Here is a 23419-nt window from a genome sequence, read left to right on the forward strand (position 1 = left end):
ATCAGGCGGCGTGCAGGCTGCCGCCGTCCAGCCATTCGAGATCGGCCGGTGAAAGCTTGATGTCGAGGGCACGCAGGCTGTCGTCGAGCTCACCCAGCGTGCGCGGCCCGATCAAGGGAACCGACGGGAAAGGCTGGTTGAGCACATAGGCCAGCGCGATGTGGATCGGGCTCTTGCGCAGCCGCGCGGCGAGTTCGATCGCGCGGTCGCGGCGGCCGAAATTGCGCTCCGAGTACCAGACCCGCACCAGTTCCTCGCTGTCGCGCCTGTCGCGGCCGGCGCGGTCGGTGAAGAAGCCGCGACCTTGGCTCGACCAGGCGAAATTCGGCATCTGCCTGGATGTCAGCCAGGCCTTCCAGTCATCGGTGGAGGAAGTGACGCAGCCCGCCCAGATCGGCTCCAGCATTTCGGCCAGCGAGAAATTGTTGGAGAGCGCACCGGGCTTCTGCTTGCCGGTGCGCTGCGCATAGGCAATCGCCTCATCCATGCGCTGCATCGTCCAGTTCGAGCCGCCAAACGGGCCACGGATGCGGCCGGCCTTCACCTCGATATCCATGGCATCGACGAATTCGCCGACCGGCACGTCCGGATTGTCGCGGTGCATGAAATAGATGTCGACATGGTCGGTCTGCAGGCGGTCGAGCGACTGGGCAAGCTGCTTGCCGATCACGTCGGGATAGCAGAGCGGCGAATGCGCGCCCTTGGCGATGATCACCGACTGCTCCCGCACGCCGCGGTTTTTCAGCCATTCGCCAAGCAGCTTTTCGGTGTATCCGGCGCCATAGACAAAGCCGGTGTCGAACAGATTGCCACCGGCCTCGAAGAAAGCATCGAGCAGGATCGAGCCGGAGGAGAAGGTGCGGAAATCCTCGAAGCCGAGCGCCACTATAGACGCTGGTTTTGCCAGGCCCGGAATGGCGCGCTTGCCGATCGCGGTGCCGCCGGACCGCAAGGGCCGACCAGAGATGGTGCTGGTGCGCAGCGCGGCCTTCTCGATCTCGTATTCCAGCCCGACGGCAGCGCGCCATCTGTCGAGGACGCGCAAGGTGCCGAGACTGTCGGCCCAATCCATGCCCGGCCAGGTGAATTCCTGCCGCCCGGCAAGGATTGCCTCGCCGGCGCCGTCGACCTCGAAGGAATAGACATGGCGTTTTTCGTCGACGCTGATGGTCTCGCTTGCGCCGTCAGCGCCGATCACGTCGATCCGGCCGAGGCCGACATCGCGATTTCCCCCGGCGAACCAGAAGTCCGGCACTTCGATGCGACCTTTGGTGCCGAGGATGCGCAGCACATTGTCCTGGTTGAGCGAGATGCTGCAGGAGACTTCGGCGACGATGCCGCCGGGAAAGTGCAGCAGCGCCGAGGCCCATTCGTCGACGCCGGACTGGCCAAGATGGGCAGTACCCACCACCTTGTCCGGTTCGACAAAGGCGAGGCCTGCCGCAGCCCCGGCAATCAGCCGCACCATCGACACGGGATAACCGCCGACGTCGAGAATGCCGCCACCGGCAGAATCGTTGGCGTAGAGCCGGTGCTCCGGCATGAAGCCCGGCATGGCGAAGCCGAAGCTCGACTTGATCATCCTGATCTCGCCGATGACGCCTGACTTGATCAGCTCCACCAGCTTCAGCGTCTGCGGATGCAGCCGGTACATGAAGGCTTCGCCGAGAAAGGTGCCGGCCTTCCGCGCGGCATGCATCATGGCGTCGGCCTCGAAAGCGGTGAGCGCCAGCGGCTTTTCGCACAGCACATGTTTTCCGGCCTCCGCCGCCCGGATCGCCCATTGCGCATGGCCGGGATGCGGTATCGCGATATAGATGGCATCGATGCCGGGATCGGCGAGCAGCGCTTCGTAACCGTCGACGATGCGGGCGCCGGGAAATTTCTCGGCAAGGCCCGGCTTGCCGGGGTTGCGCGCGCCGATGGCGACCAGTCTTCCGGTGTGCGAAGCGGCCACGCCGCCGGCGAAGGCCTGGGCGATACCGCCTGGGCCGAGAATGCCCCAGCGAATGGGCGTGGTTGCGGTCATTGTCATTCTCCTTGAAGGCTGGGAGGGGCGGCCGGTCAGCGCAGGCGCAGCCCTTTTTCGTCGAACAGGTAGGATTTGCGGATGGAAACGGTGACTTCGGAGGTGGTGGGGACCTTCGCCGCGTCGCGCTGGATCACCACATCTTCGCCATTGGCGGTCCGGGCGTAGAGGAAGCTCGTGCCGCCGAGATGCTCGACCACGTCGATGGTAACGACGAGGTCGGTGTCGCCTTCCCCTGAACTGCCGAAATGTTCGGGCCGCACGCCAACGATGACCTTGCTGCCTGTTTCAGGCGCGGCATCCACCAACGGCTGCGTGATGCGGGTCCGCTCCTGGCCAGCAAGCTCGACCGTGACGCTGCGCGTGTTGCGCCCGACAACACGGCCGTTGATAAAATTCATCTTCGGCGAGCCGACAAAACCAGCCACGAACTGATTATCGGGATCGTCATAGAGATCGAGCGGCCGGCCGATCTGCTCGACATGACCGGCGCGCAGCACGACGATTCGGTCGGCGAGCGTCATCGCCTCGGTCTGGTCGTGGGTGACATAGATCATGGTGGTGCCGAGTTCCTTGTGCAGGCGCGAGATCTCGACTCGCATCTGGACGCGCAGTTCAGCGTCGAGATTGGAGAGCGGCTCGTCGAACAGGAACACTTGCGGTTCGCGCACGATGGCGCGACCGATGGCGACGCGCTGGCGCTGGCCGCCAGAGAGTTTTTTCGGGCGCCTGTCCATCAATTCGCTGATGCGCAGAATTTCGGCCGCGCGCTTCACTCGCCGCTCGGTGTCTGCCTTGGGGTTGCCGGTCATGCGCAGGCCGAAGGAGAGGTTCTGCTCGACGCTCATATGCGGATAGAGCGCGTAGGACTGGAAGACCATGGCGATACCGCGGTCGGCCGGCTCGACATCGTTGACCAGCTTGCCGCCGATGGCGATCTCGCCGCCGCTGATGTCCTCGAGCCCGGCGATCATCCTGAGCAGCGTGGACTTGCCGCAGCCGGAGGGTCCGACGAAGACGACGAACTCGCCATCCTTGATGTCCATGTTGGCGCCATGGACGACTTCGAAGGCGCCGAAGCGCTTGACGACATTGTTGAGGGTGACGGTTGCCATGCTGCCCCTTACTTGACCGCGCCGGCGGCGATGCCGGCGATGAAATGGCGCTGCAAGAGCACGAAGACGATGAGCATCGGCACCGTCAGCATCACGGCGCCCGCCATGATGCCGCCCCACGACACTTTGGTGAGGCCGATCAGCGTGCCGAGCGCCACCGGCGCCGTCATCGAACCCGGCTGGCTGTTGATCAAAAGCGGCCAGAGATAGTTATTCCAGGAGGCAAGGAACAGGATGATGGCGAGCGCGGCCAGCATCGGCCTCGCCAGCGGCAGCGCGACGAACAGGAAGATGCGCCACTCCTTCACGCCCTCGACGCGGGCGGCGTCGAACAAATCGTCCGGCATCATCGAAAAACTCTGGCGCATGAACAGCACGCCGAGCGAATTGAACAGCGGCGGCACGATCAGCGCCACCCAGGTGTTAGCGAGCTGGAAGTCGCGCGCCACCATGATGAATTGCGGGATGAGCACCACCGCGTAGGGCAGCGTGATGGTGCCGAAGATGATGCCGACGACCACGCCCTTGCCGAAGAACTGGTAGCGCGCCAGCGCCCAGCCGGCCATCGACGTCAGCAGCACCGACAGGATGGTGTAGGTCACCGCCACCGAGACCGAGATGCCGATGGCGCCGACGAAGTCAGTGTCGCGCTGCAGATTGTTGAAATTGTCGACGAAATTGCCATGCGGCAGAAGTTCGATGCCGGGGCTGAAGATGCCGTTGTCGGGCATGGTCGAGAACACCACCATCATCCACAGCGGAAACAGCCAGATCAGCGCCAGCGGGGTGAGGAAAAGATGCAGCGCAATGCTGCGTCTCAGCCGGGCGGAGGAGAGCGAACTCATTGTTTTTCCCTCGTTAGCCAGAGCTGCACCAGGGTGATCGCGATCGCCAGTGCCGCCATGGTGTAGGCGACGGCCGAGGCGTAGCCGAAATTGAGCGACCGGAACCCCTGGCGGTAGAGCAGCAGGCCGAGTGTCTCGGTGCCGCCGCCCGGTCCGCCGCGCTCGGTGATCAGGAACGGTTCGGTGAACAGCTGCATGGTGCCGATGATCGACAGCACCAGACAGAAGACGATGACCGGCTTCAGCAGCGGCAAGGTGATGTAGAAGAACTGCTTGAGCTTGCTCACGCGGTCGAGCGTTGCCGCCTCATAAACGTCCTCGGGGATGGATTGCATGCCGGCGAGCAGGATGATGGCGTTGTAGCCGGCCCAGCGCCAGGTGACCGCGATCATGATCAGCGCCATGGCCGGTGTGACATTGGAGAACCAGTCGATCTTGGGCAGCCCGACGCTGTTCAACAGCTTGTTGACGATGCCGAAATCGAGGCTGAACATTAGCCGGAACACCGCCGAATAGGCGACCTCGCCGACCACCACCGGAGCAAAGAAGGCGAAGCGGTAAAGCCCCCTCGCCTTCAACAGCGGCGAATTCAAAAGCACCGCCATCACCATGGCCAGCGCGATCATCACCGGAACCTGGATGACGAGGATGAGCAGCGTGTTCTTCAGCGCGTTGAAGAAGGCCGGATCGCCGATCAGCCGGCCCCAGTTGAAGCCCGGCGCGAAACGCCAGGGCACGGTGCGCGTCGCCTGGAACGAGATCATGAACGAGGAGATGATCGGCCACACCCAGAAGACGGAGAAGATCAGCAGATAGGGCGCCAGGAAACGATAGGCCGTGGCGTTGCGGTTACGCATCTTCCTCCTCCTTTTTCCGATGTCTCAGACAAGCTTCCAGGCGAAAGGTCCGGGCGGCACGAGCCGTCCCGGACCCTCTCCTTGGGAGGTTATGATTTGACCGGCAATCCGGTCGCCGCGGCGATCTGTTTTGCGGCGTCGTCGAGTGCCGCCTTGGCATCGGGATAGCCACCGCCCAGATATTTGGTCTGCACCGCGCGAACGATGATTTCGGCATCGCTCTGGAACTGGGTTCCCCGGCTGGGCACGACCTTGGGCAAGGTGCCCAGAATATCCTTCCACACCGCCTGACCACCCCAGTAGGGCAGGCCCTGGCTGACATAGGGATCGTTCAGCGCCGAGACCAGCGAGGGGACGAGGCCAAACTCCTTCAGCATGGTGATCTGGCCTTCATTGGTTCCGAGCGTGTATTTCAGATACTCGTAGGCCGCGTCCTTGTTCTTCGAGGCCGAAGTGATGGCGAGCGACGAGCCGCCGAGATTGGCGGCGCGCGGGCCGTCGGCGGTCAGGCTCGGCATCAGATAGACGCCCCATTTGCCGTTTTCGCCGGCCGATTCGGTGCGGATGGTGCCTTCATACCAGCCGCCATAGACCTGGGTGGCGACGGTGCCCGCCGTGTTGTTGGTGATCTTGGTGCCCCAGTCGGCGGACGAGACGATGCCGGCGTCCTTCATCTCCTTAACCTTGGTCATGGCGTCGACGCATTTGGGCTGGTTGACCGTGATCGACTGGCCGTCCTCGGCGAAATAGGCGCAGCCCTGTTCGTTGGAGATCATGCGGAAGAATTCGCTGTCGCCGTTGAAATCGGCATTGGTCATCGACACGCCCGGATTGGCGGCCTGGACCTTCTTGCCGGCGGCGATGAAATCGTCCCAGGTCTTGATCGATGCCGGGTCGACGCCTGCCTTCTCGTAGAAGTCGCGGCGATAGAAGGCGGCGACCGGGCCGGAATCCCATGGCATGGCATAGGCCTTTTCGCCGACCTCGAGCTCGGTGCGTTTGAAATCGGGGTATTTCTTCTGGTCTTCCGCCGTGTAGCCCAGCGTGTGCAGGTCGACGAAGCAGTCGGGGAACTGGCTCCAGTAATTCTCGGCCTCGCCATTCTCGATGGTGACGATGTCGGGCAGGCCGACGCCGCCGGCCGCACAGCCGGCGATCGACTTGTCATAGGTGGGCTGGTTGCCGAGATCCTGGACGGTGACCTTGATGTCGGGATGCAGCTTGTTGAAGCCGGCAATTGTCGCCTTCAGCGAGGAGGCGGCGATGTTCCAGCTCCAGATCGTGATTTCGCCGGACTGCGCGAAGGCGGGGGCTGAGCCCAGGCCAAGCGCGAGCGCGGCGCAAGTCAGTGTGATGCGCATTGAAATCCTCCCATTTCATTTGCTCTCTCTGCGAGCCCGGCTAGACTATGCAGCGCGGAAGGCTTGTCCCCGACAAAGGGAATACGGAATTGGCGGAAAGTAAGATGCCGGAACGGCCGTTTTACCAGCCAGGCGCCAGCAGCGTGGAAGGCCTGCCGCTGCTCCTGCAGATGTTTCACACCAGTCCACTGGTGATGCTGAAGCCACATTGGCACGCCCAGGTGGAGGTGAATTTCATCGTGCGGGGCAGCGTGCACTACCGCATGAACGACCACGAAATCTCCCTTTCGGCCGGCGAGATGTGCTTCTTCTGGGGCGGCCTGCCGCACCAGATGGACGATCTCTCAGACGACGCCGTCTATGCCGGTGCGCATCTGCCGCTGGTGCATTTCTTCCGGCTGCATCTGCCGGCCGACGTGCGCCACCGGCTGATGACCGGCGCGACACTGGTGACCGACGCCACCGATCAGTCCGACAACGACAATTTCGCTCGCTGGAACCGCTATGCCCGCTCGGGCGACCCGGCAAAGGCCGAGCACGCCGTCAACGAACTTCTGCTGCGGCTGGAGCGGGTGCGGTTCGAGACCTATCGGCTGGTGCCCGAAACCGCGGCCGGACAGGACGCCGGCAGCCCCTTCGACCAGCAATCGTCGCGCAATGTCGGGCGCATGTGCGATTTCATCGCCGAGAACTTCCTCTACGACATCGACTGCATGAACATTGCCGGGGCGGCCGATATCCATCCCAAATACGCCATGAGCCTGTTCAAGAAATCGACCGGCATGACGCTCAACGAGTATGTCAACCTGCTGCGGCTGAGCTACGCGCAGGCGCTGTTGATGCACCAGGACGCCAATGTGCTGCGCGTCGCCATGGACTCCGGCTTCGGCTCGCTCAGCGCCTTCAACAAGTCGTTCCGCAAGCTGGCCGGCATGACGCCGTCCGATTTTCGTAAGGGTCTGCCAAGCGCCAGATAGAAGTGATGGCCCGCTGCCGCTGGCCTGTTGACGTAGCGCATTGCGGCATCTCGATCGTCGGCTAAGAGCGGATCCCGGCAGGTGCAGCGCACCATGGCGGCACCGGGACAGAGGCCAAAAAGGCTGAAAGAGGCCCGCCCGCGCGCTATTGTCGTGATGAAAGCACCTGATGAAGCCGCCCTTTCCACAGCCTCTCTTTTCCTGCCGGAAATCGCCACCTAGGCGCTGGACAGGCTGAATTCCCGTGCTATAACCCACGCGCTTTCAAGGGGCGCCCACGGCGCCTTGATGAAATCCGGTTCACGCAATTTCGTTTGCCGGAACAGGCCCAGATAGCTCAGTTGGTAGAGCAGCGGACTGAAAATCCGCGTGTCGGTGGTTCGAATCCGCCTCTGGGCACCATCCCCTCTTCTCCCGACAGTCTCTTTCGCCGAAGCCTCTACGCTTCTGTCTCGGCAACTAGCTGAAATCCTTACTGATTTCGGCGCGCAAAGCGCGGATGGTCGGGTTTTGTGGAATTTCGGCGCAGTTGGTCCAACGAGGCGGGGGGCTGGTATTTTCGGTGGTATTGGAGATGCTGATGGTATCGCTGCAGCCAAATGGAGGTCCCGAAAATGGCCCTTTCCGACGTAAAATGCCGAAATGCCCGACCCATTTCTAAGCTCGTAAAATTGTCTGACGGTGGCGGGCTCCAGCTTTGGGTGCAGCCTACCGGATCTCGCCTATGGCGCCTCGCCTATCGTTTTGGCGGCAAACAGAAGCTTCTGGCGTTGGGCAGCTATCCCCTCATCTCCCTCGCTGAGGCACGCGAGGCGCGCGATGCCGCCAAACGTCTCCTCCTACGTGGCATCGACCCCGCACAGGAGCGTAAGTCGCAAAAGGCTTCGGCGGAGGACACCTTTCGCTCAATCGCGGAGGACTATGTCGACAAGCTGAAGAAGGAGGGACGTGCCGACCGGACCATCACCAAGGTCAAATGGTTGCTCGACTTTGCCTATCCAACGTTTGGGAACAAAAGCGTTCGGGAGATCGATCCGGCCACAATTCTTGTCGCTCTCCGCAGCGTGGAGGTTCGCGGTCGATACGAGTCGGCAAGGCGACTGCGCTCCACCATCGGCAGCGTGTTTCGATATGCAATCGCAACCGCACGCGCCGATGTAGATCCGACGATCGCCCTGAGGGGCGCACTGGTCGGTCCGACGGTCACCCCGCGTGCCGCAGTTACCGATCCTAAGGCCTTGGGAGGCTTGCTGAGGGCGATTAATGCATTTGACGGACAGCCTACCACCCGAGCCGCTCTGAAGCTGATGGCCCTGCTGTTTCCCCGCCCCGGCGAGCTGCGCGCGGCCGAATGGGACGAGTTCGATTTCGAAAGCGCAGTGTGGAGCATCCCTGAAGGACGCATGAAGATGCGACGGCCGCACCGCGTACCTCTTTCCAGACAGGCCGTCAGCGTCCTGACCTCACTTAGAGAAATCTCTGATGGTGGAGCACTGGTGTTTCCCAGTGTTCGGTCGCGTTCGCGTCCGATTTCTGACAACACGCTTAACGCTGCCTTGCGCCGTATGGGCTACGGCAAAGAAGAAGCTACCGCGCATGGTTTTCGAGCAACGGCATCAACTCTGCTAAACGAATGTGGAAAGTGGCATCCGGACGCCATAGAACGGCAGCTGGCCCACATTGAGAGCAACGACGTTCGTCGGGCCTACGCCCGGGCGGAGCACTGGGAAGAGCGCATCAAGATGATGCAATGGTGGGCCGATTATCTGGATGAACTCGAGAGCAAAGACGCGGGGGTAATCTCGATTGGGGGACACGGCAAATCCACCGTCCATACGCCGTCGCGAGATCTACGTTGAATCCAACATCGACGGTCGACCAAACGCCGAGACAAATCTCCAACCTCCGAAAATCACACTGAACCCCATCGAAAAACCGAAAGTGGGCGACCAATGTGACAGAACCGGATGGTCATCGTTTTCCACATTAAATCAATATTTTAGCGTCTGGTTCGCCACACATTTCCTTCGTATTCTCTCGTATGGTCTGGCGAACCTAAGGACCAGGAGGAGGACTAGTATTCCCTCCGCGGCGTCTCGTCGGCCCACAAGAAGGGTCGATTAACCGTGACGAACGTGGCTGGTTTGGGGCCGAGACCGGAACGGCGACTTTCGAAAGGCGAAAACGAGTAACCAGCCATTCCGGTGGTTCAGCCTCCAACGGGCCAGCATGATCATCATTCGGTGTTATGTTGCCGCCGTCACTGCTGCCGACGCGGTGGCTGGAATCGGCTCCTCCCATTCCCCGCGTATCCACAACGAGTGAAGTTCAAAATCGGCAGTTTCAGCATTTTGCTCGGGATCTCCATATACAGCTGTCTCGACATAGGGGATGCCTACGTCAAAGCGGTCGCTAGAGCCCTTTCCAAACTTATGATCATAACACGCGAGCAACACGCCAATCGAAAGCAGCTTTGATGAGAGAGGCGACACAAACAGCTTACAGCCACCCATAGGTTTGAGAGCTTTTTTGTATCGTTCCATGGCCGTAAATATTTGGCGGTAAGCCTCGAACGGATTGTATTCGCTTGCTAGCAAGATGTTTGCCGGCTCCACCTTGAAGTCGTCGAACAGAGTGTCACGGTGCTCACCAACCACCTCGTCCCCTCGCCGTGGCTTTCTCGTAGGAAAAGGGATAACCGGGCAAATCTCATCCGGGTTCACATGGTCTTGTATGAGATGCAGTCGGTCACGCTGACCCTCACCCAAAACAGGAAACCACACCCGCGGCCAATTCTGAGTAGTCTGCTCTTCAAGATGTCCGGAGAAGCCAAGGACGAAGGTTACGCTGTCCCTGAGACTGCCTTTTGCCGCGCCGAGATCCGCAGAAACACTCTCGGATGTGGTCACGTGAAGATTTACGCTTGGGCCGTTGGCTTCGGCCAGCTTATCAAGTTTGAAGAGAAGAACGCTGACAGCGGTAAGTGCCACCATGCGCGGCATAGCGCTGATGTCGACAATGACATCGTCAAAGTCGCGACAATCTCCCGCTCTGTCCAATGAAGCTTTGGTATTTCGTGGAGTTACAGCAGCGCCTACGGGGCCTCCAATCTCGATCGGCACTGCAACGATCTTTTCCGCGGGAACGAGTTTCAAGAGTCCTTCGTGGTTGGTCGCCGTGAGTTCCGATCGCTTCGGGCTGTCGCCCAATCCGTTGTCGAACACCAACTGCCAGACCGATATATCGGCGTCCAGGGCATGCAAGCGTCGAGCAGTTTCAAGAGTTCTGACGTCGAAACCGCGACCAATCACGAGAAGGACCTTACGCTTCTTGGCCGACAAGCGCCGTCGCCAGAACATGGTGAAATCGGAGTCGAGTGTGAGGGAGTAGGGATCCCATCGCATTGCCGGGCTCGGACTAGACAAGAGTTGCCTCCTCGGCCACGGCGATTGCCTTCGCTCCTGCTTCTTGCCAGTGAAGCAAGCTCTTCAGTGTTTGATGTCTCCAGCCGCCGTAACCAAGTGGCAGGCCAAAATGTACGCAGAGAAGACGGTTCAGATAGAACACGACATATTCCCGACCATTATTTCTATGGTCGAGACGTGGCATCAGTAGGTTATGCGACACGAGAGACGTCATGACGTCTCGAAGTCGAATAAAATGCGAGATTTCAGCGTCCTCGCTGTCAATTATCAGTTTTCGATCGTCCATCGTGATCGCAATTCCGGTGACGCCGGGTGCGTAGGGGGCGCTGCTTCTGAAAGTCTGTTGGCGGCAGTATTCGCCGATTGCTTCGAGCAGGCGGCGCGCCTCGACACCACGCGGAAGGCGGCGCGGAAGCCCGTCCCACCGATCCTTCGCAACGCCCCGGATCAGTGCGTCCTGTCGCGCTGCCGTGAGTGGCACCGGCTGATCTCGGTGAAACCGGATTTTCGCAGAGATTTCTTCAAACAATGCGCCTGCCACCTCCAGATACTGGTCCACATTGGAGGATGATACGGCGCTCAAAGACTCACGGCCGAAATAGATTGGCGCTCCCACATCTGTTCGCAGAAAGTGTTCTGCTGCTCGGTCCGTGCCGCTGCCTGATCGTGCTCCGAACTCATCCAATGTCAATGAATCGAAATCGAAGCTTGTCTGGGTTCGTCTCGTATCTCTTATGACCAGAATTTTGAGCAACTGCCATTTGAAGGCGCGTTCGAGAAGGTTGCCGCTTAGCCCGCGAGCATTGGCAAGCCAATTCGAATAACGAGGGCCAACGCCGGCCATCTTAACAACTTCGGCCTCGATCTCCGCCGTACGGCCAGTGAGAGCGGTCTCCAAGCTCGGTATGTCGTCGGTTTCACCAATGAGCGGAAACAGCTCGCGCCCTTCGAAACCATCAGCCTTGGCCGCCCGAAGATTGGCGATCGTTTCCACAAATTTGGTATAGGACTTGGTTCTTGTTCCAGACCAACGTTCTTCCAGTTGCACGACGTTCTCGTAATCTCGTTTGCGAAGCGCGCCCTCGGAGAGCAGATCCTTATGCGTAAGAGCCTCTAGCCTTTCAGCGATCCATACTCCGCACTGCTCCCGCGCATTGGTTATGAATTCAATCAGGCTTGCACGCTGTGGAGGAGCCAGTGTCTGGAGTTCGTCCATGAGAAGGACGCGCTTGACGTCCATATCACCCTGCGCGTCGCTTATGCGAACATGCGCAAACCACTTGAGCCCGTCCAAGCGCGCGTGCCCACCTTTTATCGACGCAGGCGAACCGAGATCGTCCATTCGATCGTAGAAATCTCGTTCGATGCGCGACGCCCAGGTAAAAAGCTCCTTTCCTGTAGCGCGGCCCGGAATAGTCGCGTCTGATTCCGGCTCCCATTCGAAGCTGTATTGGTCAAGATCGTCGGGAAATTGACGTTCCGCTCGTTCCAGCACCGACCTGAGTGTCGCGACCACAATTCGAGAATTCAATAGCTCTCGAAAGAGTATATTGCCGCGGTCAAAGGCACTCAGTTCCTTGTACTCACTGGTGAAGACGACCATCGCACCAAGCAATTTCGGTCCGTCGCGACCGATGGCGCCCACCTCCCTCAGCGCGTCGCGCGTCGCCTTCACCTGCTGGTGCTGATCAGCGAGGTTGTCAGTGAGCTTCAGCGGACGCGGCGTAAGAATACGCAGAAACGTAGTCTTTCCGCCACCAGGTGCACTTCGAAGAAAGACGAGACCGTTCCAAGGGTCATCGAAGGACTTGATGACCTCCAAAGCACCCACGCCGAAGAGACGAACAAACTCATCGTCACTCGTCGAGCGCTGGGATGCGCGCATTCGGAATGGATTTCTCACCTACTGTAGCTTTCTGTGGCGGCTAACTCTCGGAAACAGGCCACGAACCGATTGGTCGTCCTCTGCCCAGAGCAGATAGATCGAGTTGTTGGGAGTGTTGTGAGCTAGCACGAGCGGGAGCCTGCAATTCGCGAAACCGTAGCGCTTGCTTGTACCGCCTACTTTAGAATGCTCATCGTCGGCATCGTCGTCAAAATATCGATCATCTGCGACGAGCCCCAGGATTGGGCTGTCGCTTGCATCATCGAGCGGCGTCGTTTCGCCCAGTTTGTGAACCACCTCGAACTCGACTGTGCCCTTGCCGAAGGTCAACTTGGGCAAACGGCTTTCAATGTGCTCGATTGCCTGATCGCCGGCGACATAGAGAATGATGATTATCTTGACGCCGGAATTCGCTATCGCGTCTCCAAGGTTTCCTGCTTTCATTAAGCCGCTAACGATCTTCGCTATCTTCCCGGTCCATCCACCTTGCCCATCCTCTCGAATGAAACTCGTACCACTGCCAGTGAAATCATCGAGCAGTACGATGTACCGGAACCGGGCCTCATGATCGTGGGGTTCTCGACCCAAGATCTTCGTTAGGTGCTTCCGAAGGTCTTGGACCATGCCCTCGCTTTTCGGATCCGAAACGTCATAGGCATGAAAGACTTGCTCATTGGACATCTCTTGCGGATTCGCGCGACGAAACCAGTCTGTTCGCGCACCGTCGCTCAGGCCTAGGACCAGTGTCTGGCGAAGTCGAGTTCGATACTCCACCGTGTCGACGATTGCCTTCACTTTATGTGGATCGACCCCAAGTTCGGTCGCAGTGTCAGCGATTAGGATTGGGCGAATGATCGTCGGGAAGGTAAGCTCCACCAGATGATTCATTTCATCTGTGGATATGAAAAGCAGCCTCTTTCGCACGAAGTTGTAAGCCTCGCGACGCTCTTCACCCCCGGTGAACTGCCCAAGCCAGAGCGCCAGACTCTCGATGAACCGTTTGCCTGGCGAGAACTGCTGATATTCGTCGTATTTGTAACTGGCAAAGCTTTCGAGATAAGCGCGTTCCGCTGCCTTTTCCTCGTCAGACCATTCCATGATTTTTGCCAGCAGGCTTTCCGCCAAATCCTTCCTCATCAGAACTCCCCATGACACCTCTACCCGACCGCAGCGATATACCGCAGGGAGGAGTGCGTTCGTCCAGCGAAATCAACCTGGTCCTTACCTTAATTCACGGGATTCACTTGCGGGTGATTTCGCCAACCGCAGCTATGACTTTTGCAAGCCGCTCCGCACCGGCCGGTGTATTATCCCAAGCACGCCGAATTGAGCGCTCCAGCTTTGCCCAGTTCGGATCGGATGCGTGCCGACTGCGTTTCCATGTCGTTCCTTCACCCTGCGTATTTTGCAGCCCGAGGGTCGTGCAAATTCGCACGACGCTCGCTCCGAACGTAATGAATTGCCCCCGACAAATACGCGAAACTTGGCTAGCGTCGACATCAGCAATGTCAGCCAGTTCCGCGTAAGAAAGGCCTGCTTCTAAGCGCTTTTCATTGATATGGCGGACCAACTCCGCCCTTTCAATTTGCTTCGGCTTCATGTAAATTTGCATGCACTAAACGATGCAAATTTACAATGGAGTTTTTCGTGACGGATGTTGGCCAGGAAATCCGGTTCTATCGTGCCAGCGAGAAGCCTTACGGGGCCTTCAGCAATCTATTCCGGCGCGAGATTGAATTCGAAGGCGAGCGCTTTGCGACGAGCGAGCACGCCTATCAGGCCGGCAAGGCGCGTAAGCCGGAAGTCAAAGCATGGCTTATGGCGGCACCGTCTCCCGCGCTTCTGGCGATGGCGGCGCACGGGCTATATTACTGGGATGTCAGCCCAGGCTGGTCACGGACAAAGTTTGACAGGATGAGGTGCGTGCTCCGAGCCAAGTTCACTCAGCATGAAGATCTTCGCGAATTGCTGGTATCGACGGGCTCAGCTCGACTGATTGAAACTGCGACCGTCGACAATGAGGTGAATCGGCTCTGGGGAGAGGTGAATGGTCAGGGTCGCAATATGCTTGGAGAGCTACTGATGGAACTCCGTGCAAAGCTTCAGAACGACGACGTCTCGAAGGCGGCGTAAGAAGAGCCAATGCAAATCTGAAACTGCCGACATCGGGTTTACCCCCGCAAGACAGACCGCGCGTATTCTGCACCACGCTCGCGGAAGATGCCGCGAGCACCGACATAGGCGCAGTTCTCGGCAGCCAGGCGTTGTCCAGCTTCGATTCCGACAACGAATTCGTCAATTGAAATCTTCCGGGTCGCGCGGTCGCGGCGGCTCAGCAGCCAATCAATCACGCCAACGCTTACCATATCGCCAGAACCACAGGTGTCGCGCAATTCGGGCGCCGGGTAGGATTTGCACCACGCCTTCTCAGCTCCCCGTCGTACCTCCAGACCAGCTTCTCCGTGCGTCACGATTAGGAAAAGGGCGTCGTGGGGGGCGACCTGCCCCGCCAGTGTTGCCAGACGCTCTGCTGAGAACTTGAGAACGGACGCTGCAGCGACTGCGCGTCTGAAAAGCTCTTTATCGCCAAGCGCGGATGGCTCGAAATAGACGGTGGACCCTGCGTCGGCCGCAGCTTCCATCGCATCGACGATCGCTCCGGATAATCGATCCGTATAGAAGACATTGCAGTTCTTGATCGCCGGCAGAGCCCGGCTCACATCTTCCCAGTCTATCGGCTCATATCGCGGAAGATCGATGGAAGTTTCTGGACACCTAAATTCGAATGTATGTACCCCGGGCCCATGCAGACGCTGAGCAAGGATCGGCGAGCGGATGTGTTCTGTTTGTCGGATGTATCGCGTCTCGGCTCCCGCGTGCCGGAATGCGACCACAAGACGGATGCCAACCTCGTCTTCACCGAGGCTCAACACCGGCGCCACATTCCGCTGAAGCATGGCGAGCGAAATCAAAACGTTCCCGCAAGAGCCACCAAGATCCTCGGACGACACCGCCAACGAGTCCGCGTAGATGCGGTCGAGAACAGTAAATCCTGTGCCGACCACGTCGACTGCACTCATCGGACTCTCCCGGTCATAAGCTGGCCCACTCTGTTTTTTCTCGGTCACCATTTCAAGAGTGCTGATCGAGGGTCAGAGCAGAAAGATCAATCATCATTTCGCATCCCTTCGCACGAGCGGCCTGCAAAATGCGCAGGAGAGCATCCGGACCTCGCAACTTTGATCCAAACAGCGTCCAAGCGCCGCCTGAAGCGCCGCAAACACTGCCAACGCTTAGACAATGCGGTCCGGATAATAGCTCCCGATCATTTCCCAATGGCGAGCCACTATCTCCGATGCCGAGAACGGCCTTGCTCGCATCGCCGGATCGACGGGCGAGCTCCTCTACAACGCGGAGCTTTGACGTAGATGCCAAGACGATATCGACGCTATGGTGAGATCTCAGCACCTTCACGCTACCTTCGACTATCTGAGGGCAAGCAGCCAAGCCATCCGCAAAACGCTCGACGTCGATGACATCGGCACAGTCAATCGACACCTGAATTGGACGCGTCTTGATCTCGACTCCGTCGCGAAGCAGGCCTGAGCCCGTTAGCCACCGGGTAACCTCGGCAATGTTCGGATTTCGTTGCGGGGGGTCCTCAGCTATGTCGACGTCGAGCGTTCGAATGTGGGCGCCGTTATAATAACCCATGAGGACATTTCTATGTATCCGCTTCGGAAGGGCGTCTCGCAATTTTTCGCCAGCGGAGCCGCCGCGTCCTGTCGCAAAGCCCACCTGGATGCCGTCATCAACAAGCCTGACCAGTTCGTGCATAATCGCTTTGGGAGGAGGACCGAGCCGGGCTTCACGCGGATCGTTCGGGACGACCGTCCCATCATAATCGAGCGCGAGACCGACAAAGCTCGCGCCCCCCAAACTAAGCAGCCTCTCTCGCCCAACGGAACAAAGTGATGCTGATCGCTCATCGATAGGATCAAAGTACATCCGCGCGGACGTCTTGTGTCGAACCGATGAAGTCAAATCTCGCGAAAGCGTGTCGAGCGCGGGATTGTCATATATCGCCTCGGCAAACGCGCCTCTCCCCGGGCGTCCCGGATCGATACTCGTAGCGTTTCCGAGGTGCTGAACGAAGGATAGACCCCACAAAATGCTGACCGCGTTGGCCAATCGGCCACCGTGATCGAACTCAGCATCTTGAATCCTGGTCTGGGAAGGAAGTGCTGCACGGATGGGCTTCCAAACATCGCCACTTTCCGCGGTTGTCAAAGCCAGCACGTACATGGTCTCTGGATGCTTCGCCGCCCAAACATGACGACCGTGAGCGAAGTTTCTGAAATCAGTCCTCTGTACTGGCGCTATTCCGGTCTCCCAAAGAGAAGTTTCAATCAACGTTGCAGCTGCTGCGTTTTGCGGATCGTGCAGAACGAACAGAGTATCCCCAACCTGGAAATCGAAGTCTGGGCTTTGAGGTGCACTTAGCACCTCTTCCGCGCGCTTTCGGAGTTCTTCGGCCAATCTCCCGCGTTGCGGCTGCTCAGTGGTGAGATCTGACGCCATCAACAAGGCGGTCACCATCGAAATCATTGAATGCGTCGCTAGAAACCCATCCTTGGGATCGGCAACTGGCGTAACAATCACTTTGGCGCGAGGACTATTTGAGGCCACAATGGTTGTCGCGCCTTCCGATTGAACTGTCATCAACTGGAGCGATTTGCAGCTGGATGCATTTGCGACACGGAAGGCTGCCGCGATGTCAGGATTGTTCGCTCCGGCGCTGAACAGCCAGATATCGCATCCATCCCAATTTTCCATCGATAGGACGAACTGCATGGGTGTCATCACCATCGTCGGACCCAATTGCAATGTTGTCCGGCACCGCGAGAAGAATTCTGCTGTAACTACGGATCCCCCCGAGGCAATAGCGACGGCGAGCCGTCCTTTCCCTTGTGAAAGAGCGAAAGCAATGTCGCCAGCTCCGTGCGCGCTCGCCAACTCGATTGTCTCAGGCAACCGGCGCAATTTTTCGGAGAAGACAGTCATTCTGCTCGCCTAACTTCAAACGGACTCGGAGCAAGCGGACGCTGTAGTTCACGAGAACGGATCGTTCGCGAACGCGGCGGGGCAAGCAATCTCACCGGCCCGTGCCTAAGAAACATCGCATATCCAGAGCCGGGCCGCACGCTATTTTCTGCCAACGTATGATGGCACCCATCTTCCAGATAAAGCGCATAAAAACACCAGCTTCCTCACACCACTGCACCAGTTTGTTCCTGTTATGTTCGGTTCAGCGATGATTCTCAAGCCTACCGATCGCAAATTTGTACATGCTATCAATGCGCTGAGCATGGCGAATATCGGCCATCATCGGCATCGACATTGGCGTCATCGATCAACCGTCTCGGTGAAGCTGAGGTAGCGCCTAACATCGGCCAAATGATCGGCCAGTTATGGGCGCTCAGCTAAAATTTCTGTTGACACATATGTACTTAGCGCAATCTAGCATCGGCCAATCATGGAAGAGACCGTACAGCGCATCGAGCCGGCGCGCCTGGCAGACGTTGCGGAGCCTATCTCCGACGCGCTGGCTGAGCTGTCAGCAAGCTCGGCGGTTCTCGGCGCCAAGCTGCATCCGCGCACGCGTATGCATCGACCAGGTCAGTTTCATGTCCAGCCTTTTCGATTTTAACCAACTTGCCCGGCGCCTGCAGCGGTTTGTTCAACGCTACGACCTGAAGCCGGAAGCTTTCCGGCTGCTCGAGGAGGCGCTTCTGCGCGGCGAGTTCGATCGCGGTGAGGCCTCACGTATCGCTGGCTTGCCGGAACGTAGGGCCCGCCGCGTGTTTACCGAGGTGCTCGAGCTTGGCCTGCTTGCGTCCGATACCCCGAAAGGACCGGTATCGCTACGCTTCCCGGTCGACACGTTGGACGAACTGTTTCCTAAGCTATTTCCGGAAACTTAGCGTCGCATAACTGCGCCTATAGTGTTGCCGATGCCCTTGTCACTCCCACGAGTCCAGCCGCGGATAGATTGGGAACCGAAACAATCCGCAGAAATATTTTGGTATCTATGTTGGTAGCGCTGCCGCTGCGCAAATCACAACTATTTGGAAACAAAGAATCTTCTTGGACCGGATTGGGCCTCTGACGGTGGCGGGCTCCAGTTTTGGATGCAGTCCTCCGGATCCCGCCTATGCCGCCTCACCTATCGATTTGAAGGCAAGCAGAAACTTCTGCCGCTAGACAGCTATCTTCTCATTTCTCTCGCCGAGGTACGCCAAGCCCGCGATGCCGCAAAGCGCCTGCTGCTGGTTGGCATCGACCCGGCACGATCGTTATTCCGAGTCGGCTGAGGGCCGGCGTCAGCACAGCGTCGGGAATAGCGCTCTGGCTCAGCGTTCCGGCTTGTCGTCCCGGAGGATGCGCTCAGCGGCTCCGTCAAGATCCTCATATTGGCCACTCTTCAACGCCCACAGAAAGCCAGTCAGCCCCAGTGCGCCAAGAAATAGGGCGACTGGCATGAGGTAGACGAGTATCGTCATGATGACCGCGCTGATGGGTGAATGCCGGAATGTGTTGCCGAAGAAGCCCTCGTCAGCTCGGCGAGCATAAAGCCCTGCAGCCGCAGCCCGTTTCCGATCACCAGCAGCGATGAGGCGGACATCGCGACCGCCGCGACCAACGGCGTGACGTTGCCGAAGATGGCGATCGGCACGGCAACGGCGTTGTAGATGATCGCGATGGCTATGTTCTGGCGGATAAGCCGCCCTGCCTTCCGCGAGACGTCCAGCGCAAGGGTTACTGCCGAAAGGCTTTCACGCAGGAACACGAAATCAGCCGCGTTGCGACCAATATCGGCGGCGGTGGCTGGAGCGATCGAGACGTGCGCAGCGCCCAGCGCTGGCGTGTCGTTGAGCCCGTCGCCCACCATCAGGACCTTGTGGCCGGCTTTGGTCAGCACTTCGATCCGCTCAACCTTCCCGGACGGCAGCAGCGCCGGAACAAAACGGTCGATGCCCAATATTCTTGCGACATCGCCACAGGCGTCCGCGGTATCGCCCGACAGCATTTCGACCGCGACCCCTGCATCGTTCAATTGCGCCATGACGCTCCCGGCATCGGCCTGCAACGCATCCTCGAAAGCGAAGGAAGCGACAATCATCCTGTTCTTCGTCAGAACCGTGCCGTAGCCATGTTTGCCTTCGCCGCCGGTTCGAGCCTTCCATCCAGCCCATCCGCGTCGACCGAGCCGCCAGGTGCTGTCCGCGGTTGTGGCTTCGATCCCGAAACCGGGGTGCTCGCTGACGGCCTCCAATTTCGGTTGACCGACAAAATTCGCGAAACCGGCTATGGCCTTTGAGAACGGGTGGCGGGAGTGCGCGGCCATGTCGGCTGCGATCGCCAGCATCGTCGGATCGATCGACGACGCATTGACCAGTCGGGGCTGGCCGAGCGTGAGCGTTCCGGTCTTGTCGAACACCGCTGTATCAATCGTCGCCAGGCGCTCCATGGCCGAACCATCCTTGACCATGATGCCGTTTTCGAACAGGCGCCGCGCGGCGACTACCTGCACGATCGGCACGGCGAGGCCGAGTGCGCATGGGCATGTGATGATGAGAACGGCGATGGCGATGGTTATCGCCCGGTGCCAGTCGCCGGTCGCCGCCATCCAGCCAAGGAACGTCGCGAAGGCTGTGAGATGAACCACCGGGGCATAGAGCCCTGAAACGCGATCGGCGATCCGGCGATAATGCGCGCGGCCGCCCTCTGCGGCTTCCATGAGCCGAACCATTTCCGCCAGAAACGAATCTTTCGCGGCGGCTGTGGCCTCAATCGTCAGCGAGCCGGTCAGGTTGAGGACACCGGCCTGCACGGCTTCACCTGCCGCCACGTTTCGAGGCGTGCTCTCGCCGGAAACCAGCGAGCAGTCGAGATCCGAGGCCCCTTGAATGATCTTGCCGTCGACGGGGATTCTTTCGCCGGCCCCGATCAACAGCAGCATGCCGGGTTCGATCTCGCCAACCGGCAGATAGTCGCGCGCGCCGTCGCCGCGCAGCACCATGGCGCCACGTGCGGCCAACTGGGACAGGCCTTTCACGGCGGTCCGGGCCCGCTCGCGCATCACGTGATCCAACGTGCGACCGATCAACAGGAAAAACAGCAGCGAAACCGACGCGTCGAAATAGGCGTGATCGCCGTGGTTGATCGTCTCATAGAGGCTCATGGCATAGGCGAGGGACACTCCGACCGCGATCGGAACATCCATGTTCATGCGGCCGTGACGCAGCGCGTTCCAGGCCGAGCGGAAGAAGATGCCGCCGGCGAAGGCCAGTGCCGGGATCGCAATCAGCGCCGAGACCCAATGAAACAGGTCCCGCGTTGCGCCTTCGGCGCCGGACCAGACCGAGACCGAAAGCAGCATGATGTTGCCGGCGGCGAAGCCGGCGACCGCGACCGCGCGGATCAGCTCGGCAAGCGTCTTGTCCTTTTCATCGATCTCGGCGGCGAAAAGGTGCGCCTGATAGCCCAGCCTTCCCAGCGCGGCGACGAAGGGTGGCACCTCGTCGCCACGCCACCGGATCGCGACCCGTTTCGTCGACAGGTTGACACGCGCGCCTTCGACATTGTCGAGCTTTGCCAGCGCCGTCTCGATCGTCTGGATGCAGGCCGCGCAGTGAACCGTCGGCACTGAAAGGTCGGTCTGCCAAAGATTGTCGCCAAGCGACCGGCTCGCCAACCTGATCTCCTGGCTAGACGGCAGGACCGATGTGGTACCGGTCAGATCCAGCGCCAGTTCCGCGCTGGGTGCACAACAGCTCATTGCAGCGCTCCTTGCGAAATTATGATCCGGCGAACGTCGCGATAGGGCTCCGCGAGACCGACGTCGGCATCGACTTCGACGATCCAGACGCCATCCTTGGGCACGTCCCGTGCTGCAAACTCCTGAGCCGAAGCAAGGGTAAGAGTGACGGACTTGTCCTCGGCCTCATAAGCGGGATGGCGAAACAGTATCTTGACGCCATGCAAGGGGACCGGCTTGCCGGTGGTATCGCTCAAGCTGTAGCGGACCTCACCCCGAGCGATCGTCAGTTTGCCGGTCCAGCCGAGTGCCGCCTGCGCGCGCCCTTCCTCGGCCTTTCGGTTGAATTGCTGGCTGGCCACATAGGTGTTCTCGACGACAAGGCCGGTCCAGCTCGTGCTGGCGAGTGTCGCCATCGTGAGATTGACCGCGATGATCACGCCGAAAAAGCCGAGAATGGTGAGCAGCATGTGCCTGCCGGTGAACTCACGCGTCTTTTGCGTATTGGTGCTCATCTGGCGATCTCCGGGGCGTTGAAGGTGGCGGTGTATTCGTCCGATTCGAAGCTCGCTCTGTCCTCGACGCGGAACTTGAAGGTTTGTGCAGCGTGCCGAACCTCACCCGCTGGCTGGCGCACGAAGACCTTCAGCATGTTTAGCCGGTCGGGTTCGACCGCGATGGCGAAGAAGCGAGCTGCCGGCAGATCACTGCCGACGACGCTCATTTCGGCTCCCTGCAAGCCCTGCATCGTGACGACGATCGTCCTTGGCTCGGGGATCATGTTAAGCAGCTTGACGGTGTAACCGTTGCGGATCGAGCCGTCGGACAGGGTCACGAATTGCGGATTGCGGTCGTGCAGGACGTTGATCTCGAGTCGGTCGCGCGTCAGCAGCGAATAGATCAAGGCAAGCCCGACCGCCGTCCACGCGCCCATGTAGAAGAAGGTCCTCGGCCGGAAGATCTTGCGAATATGGAAATGCGCCAACCTGGCGGAGAATGTGCTGTCGGCCGTTCTGACGAGTGAAGGGTTCACGGGACCGGAGCCGCCTGCGGTCGCCACCGCCATGTTGGCGTTGTAGTCGGACAGCGTCGCATAGGAGATCAGCCCGCGCTCCTTGCCGAGCTTGTTCATGACGCCATCGCAGGCATCAAGGCACAGCGCGCAAGTGATGCATTCGAGTTGCTGGCCGTCGCGAATGTCGATCCCCATCGGGCAGACTGCGACACAGGCATTGCAGTCGACGCAGTCACCGACCGGCTGCCCCGCAGCCTGGACCTTCTTGGCGTGCCGCGAACGAGGTTCGCCACGCCAGTCATTGTAGGTCACAGTGAGCGAATTCTCGTCGAGCATGGCAGCCTGGATGCGCGGCCACGGGCACATGTAGGTGCAGACTTGCTCGCGCATCAGCCCGCCGAACGTGTAGGTGGTCGCCGTCAGCACCGCGATGGTGACGTAGGCGACCGAAGCGGCGGTGCCGTTGAATACGTCGCCGATCAGCGTCGGCGCATCGGCGAAATAGAGGATCCAGGCGCCGCCGGTAGCTGCCGCTATGACCAGCCAGATGACGTGTTTCGACACACGCAGCACCAGTTTGCGCGCGGTCCAGCGGCCGGCGTCGAGCTTCATGCGAGCGTTGCGATCGCCTTCGATCGCCCGCTCGACAACTAGGAAAAGATCGACCCATACCGTCTGCGGGCAGGTATAGCCGCACCAGGCGCGGGCGACGGTGGACGTGATCAGGAAGAGGCCGATGCCGGCCATCATCAGAAGGCCGGCGACATAGTAGAATTCCTGCGGCCATATCTCGATGAAGAAGACGTAGAAACGGCGGTTGGCAAGATCGATCAGCACGGCCTGATCAGGAGCAAACGGACCTCGATCCCAGCGCAACCAGGGCATCAGATAATAGATGCCCAGCGTGATCGCCATCACCAGCCATTTGAAGCGGCGAAAGCTGCCCGAGGCGCGTTTAGGGAAGATTTTCTTGCGCGGAGCATAGAGCGGCTGTCGTGTCTTGGCGGAGTTGACCGCTTTTGCCTCGAGCCGCTCCATCTGCGTTTTATCCAGCACGTGCATCTCCACTCGCGCGCGGCCTATGACATC

General features: G+C 59.5%; 20 protein-coding genes and 1 tRNA gene. 6 read left to right on the top strand and 15 right to left on the bottom strand.

What is annotated here, in order from left to right; genetic code table 11:
* Position 1: 1 nt before the first annotated feature.
* The 5 genes from EB235_RS31765 to EB235_RS31785 form a co-directional block, all read right to left on the bottom strand.
* Positions 2-2029 carry an aldo/keto reductase gene (locus EB235_RS31765; protein ID WP_027033478.1) on the bottom strand — a complete coding sequence of 676 codons (2028 nt, stop codon included), beginning with the start codon at positions 2027-2029 and terminating at the stop codon, positions 2-4.
* 35 nt (positions 2030-2064) lie between these two features.
* Positions 2065-3144, bottom strand: coding sequence for an ABC transporter ATP-binding protein (locus EB235_RS31770; RefSeq protein ID WP_027033477.1), 1080 nt, complete (start codon positions 3142-3144; stop codon positions 2065-2067).
* Between the two features lie 8 nt (positions 3145-3152).
* Entirely contained in the window at positions 3153-3989 is an 837-nt protein-coding gene (locus EB235_RS31775) for a carbohydrate ABC transporter permease (RefSeq protein ID WP_027033476.1), read from the bottom strand.
* Positions 3986-4846: a carbohydrate ABC transporter permease gene (locus EB235_RS31780; RefSeq protein WP_010914049.1), complete on the bottom strand. Its 861-nt coding sequence runs from the start codon at positions 4844-4846 to the stop codon at positions 3986-3988. The genes EB235_RS31775 and EB235_RS31780 overlap by 4 nt, the downstream gene beginning before the upstream one ends.
* Before the next feature lie 89 nt (positions 4847-4935).
* Entirely contained in the window at positions 4936-6207 is a 1272-nt protein-coding gene (locus EB235_RS31785; protein ID WP_027033475.1) for an ABC transporter substrate-binding protein, read from the bottom strand.
* A gap of 104 nt (positions 6208-6311) precedes the next feature.
* Between EB235_RS31785 and EB235_RS31790 the strand changes: the two genes are divergently transcribed.
* The 3 genes from EB235_RS31790 (at position 6312) to EB235_RS31800 (ending at position 9043) form a co-directional block, all read left to right on the top strand.
* The gene (locus EB235_RS31790) at positions 6312-7184 is read left to right on the top strand and encodes a helix-turn-helix domain-containing protein (protein WP_027033474.1); all 873 of its coding nucleotides are present in this window, start codon (positions 6312-6314) and stop codon (positions 7182-7184) included.
* Positions 7185-7510: 326 nt separating this feature from the next.
* Positions 7511-7586: transfer RNA gene (locus tag EB235_RS31795), tRNA-Phe, on the top strand.
* Positions 7587-7798: 212 nt separating this feature from the next.
* Positions 7799-9043 carry a tyrosine-type recombinase/integrase gene (locus EB235_RS31800; protein ID WP_051371565.1) on the top strand — a complete coding sequence of 415 codons (1245 nt, stop codon included), beginning with the start codon at positions 7799-7801 and terminating at the stop codon, positions 9041-9043.
* A 387-nt stretch (positions 9044-9430) separates the two neighbouring features.
* Here the strand turns inward: EB235_RS31800 and EB235_RS31805 are convergent, their stop codons facing one another.
* From EB235_RS31805 to EB235_RS31820, 4 genes are all read right to left on the bottom strand, one after another.
* Positions 9431-10525, bottom strand: a complete 1095-nt coding sequence (locus EB235_RS31805; RefSeq protein WP_152536311.1) for a hypothetical protein — start codon at positions 10523-10525, stop codon at positions 9431-9433.
* A 76-nt stretch (positions 10526-10601) separates the two neighbouring features.
* A complete protein-coding gene (locus EB235_RS31810) occupies positions 10602-12494 on the bottom strand; it encodes a hypothetical protein (protein ID WP_027033472.1) in 1893 nt (630 codons plus the stop codon).
* An 18-nt stretch (positions 12495-12512) separates the two neighbouring features.
* Complete coding sequence (locus EB235_RS31815; RefSeq protein WP_027033471.1) at positions 12513-13631, bottom strand: phosphoribosyltransferase-like protein; 1119 nt, start codon at positions 13629-13631, stop codon at positions 12513-12515.
* 103 nt (positions 13632-13734) lie between these two features.
* Positions 13735-14094 carry a helix-turn-helix domain-containing protein gene (locus EB235_RS31820; protein ID WP_157279971.1) on the bottom strand — a complete coding sequence of 120 codons (360 nt, stop codon included), beginning with the start codon at positions 14092-14094 and terminating at the stop codon, positions 13735-13737.
* A 35-nt stretch (positions 14095-14129) separates the two neighbouring features.
* Here EB235_RS31820 and EB235_RS31825 point away from each other — a divergent pair, with 35 nt between their 5' ends.
* Positions 14130-14627, top strand: a complete 498-nt coding sequence (locus EB235_RS31825) for an NADAR family protein (protein ID WP_032925939.1) — start codon at positions 14130-14132, stop codon at positions 14625-14627.
* A gap of 38 nt (positions 14628-14665) precedes the next feature.
* On the opposite strand, the gene EB235_RS31830 is transcribed toward EB235_RS31825, so the two are convergent.
* Together EB235_RS31830 and EB235_RS31835 are read right to left on the bottom strand one after the other, a co-directional pair.
* The gene (locus EB235_RS31830; RefSeq protein WP_080680529.1) at positions 14666-15574 is read right to left on the bottom strand and encodes a carbohydrate kinase family protein; all 909 of its coding nucleotides are present in this window, start codon (positions 15572-15574) and stop codon (positions 14666-14668) included.
* Positions 15575-15626: 52 nt separating this feature from the next.
* A complete protein-coding gene (locus EB235_RS31835; protein WP_027033468.1) occupies positions 15627-17558 on the bottom strand; it encodes a hypothetical protein in 1932 nt (643 codons plus the stop codon).
* Between the two features lie 623 nt (positions 17559-18181).
* Here EB235_RS31835 and EB235_RS31840 point away from each other — a divergent pair.
* Both EB235_RS31840 and EB235_RS34925 read left to right on the top strand, forming a co-directional pair.
* Positions 18182-18478 carry a hypothetical protein gene (locus EB235_RS31840; RefSeq protein ID WP_224713086.1) on the top strand — a complete coding sequence of 99 codons (297 nt, stop codon included), beginning with the start codon at positions 18182-18184 and terminating at the stop codon, positions 18476-18478.
* A 207-nt stretch (positions 18479-18685) separates the two neighbouring features.
* Positions 18686-18868, top strand: coding sequence for an Arm DNA-binding domain-containing protein (locus EB235_RS34925; protein ID WP_027062881.1), 183 nt, complete (start codon positions 18686-18688; stop codon positions 18866-18868).
* 39 nt (positions 18869-18907) lie between these two features.
* On the opposite strand, the gene ccoS is transcribed toward EB235_RS34925, so the two are convergent.
* From ccoS to ccoG, 4 genes are read right to left on the bottom strand one after another with little or no spacing between them, the layout of a single operon-like run.
* Positions 18908-19057 carry a cbb3-type cytochrome oxidase assembly protein CcoS gene (gene ccoS / locus EB235_RS31845; protein ID WP_006329249.1) on the bottom strand — a complete coding sequence of 50 codons (150 nt, stop codon included), beginning with the start codon at positions 19055-19057 and terminating at the stop codon, positions 18908-18910.
* The gene (locus EB235_RS31850) at positions 19054-21336 is read right to left on the bottom strand and encodes a cation-translocating P-type ATPase (protein WP_027033466.1); all 2283 of its coding nucleotides are present in this window, start codon (positions 21334-21336) and stop codon (positions 19054-19056) included. The genes ccoS and EB235_RS31850 overlap by 4 nt, the downstream gene beginning before the upstream one ends.
* Entirely contained in the window at positions 21333-21830 is a 498-nt protein-coding gene (locus tag EB235_RS31855) for a FixH family protein (protein ID WP_027033465.1), read from the bottom strand. The genes EB235_RS31850 and EB235_RS31855 overlap by 4 nt, the downstream gene beginning before the upstream one ends.
* Complete coding sequence (gene ccoG / locus EB235_RS31860) at positions 21827-23392, bottom strand: cytochrome c oxidase accessory protein CcoG (protein WP_080680419.1); 1566 nt, start codon at positions 23390-23392, stop codon at positions 21827-21829. The genes EB235_RS31855 and ccoG overlap by 4 nt, the downstream gene beginning before the upstream one ends.
* Positions 23393-23419: the final 27 nt, after the last annotated feature.

The sequence above is a fragment of the Mesorhizobium loti R88b genome (assembly GCF_013170845.1).
GTDB lineage: Bacteria > Pseudomonadota > Alphaproteobacteria > Rhizobiales > Rhizobiaceae > Mesorhizobium > Mesorhizobium loti_B.